At 76.1% G+C, this 561-nt stretch carries 1 protein-coding gene; it reads left to right on the top strand.

What is annotated here, in order from left to right; translation table 11 throughout:
- On the top strand, positions 1-561 hold a 561-nt coding region (locus AE652_RS41425; RefSeq protein WP_049661159.1), incomplete at both ends, for a beta-ketoacyl synthase N-terminal-like domain-containing protein.

Below are 561 nucleotides of genomic sequence, written 5' to 3' on the forward strand. Positions count from 1 at the left end.
GGTCGCGGCCCTGCGGCGCGGGGAGTGCGACCTGGCCCTGGCGGGCGGCGTGGCGCTGATGGCGACGCCCGAGGTGTTCGTCGAGTTCAGCCGCCAGCGCGGCCTCGCCGAGGACGGGCGCTGCAAGTCCTTCGCCGCCTCCGCCGACGGCACCGGCTGGGCCGAGGGTGCGGGTGTGCTGCTGGTCGAGCGGCTGTCGGACGCCCGCCGCAACGGGCACCCGGTCCTCGCCCTGGTCCGCGGCACGGCGGTGAACCAGGACGGCGCGTCCAACGGGCTGACCGCCCCGAGCGGCCCGGCGCAGGAGCGGGTGATCCGCGAGGCGCTGGCCGCCGCGGGCCTGGCTCCGGCCGAGGTCGACGCGGTGGAGGCGCACGGCACCGGCACGAAGCTCGGCGACCCGATCGAGGCCAACGCGCTCCTCGCCACCTACGGCCAGGGCCGTGAACTTCCGCTGCTGCTCGGCTCGTTGAAGTCGAACATCGGGCATGCCCAGGCGGCCGCCGGGGTCGGCGGCATCATCAAGATGGTGCTGGCGATGCGGCACGGGGTGCTGCCGCG

Origin of the sequence: Kitasatospora sp. MY 5-36 (assembly GCF_001182915.1) — a bacterium.
GTDB lineage: Bacteria > Actinomycetota > Actinomycetes > Streptomycetales > Streptomycetaceae > Kitasatospora.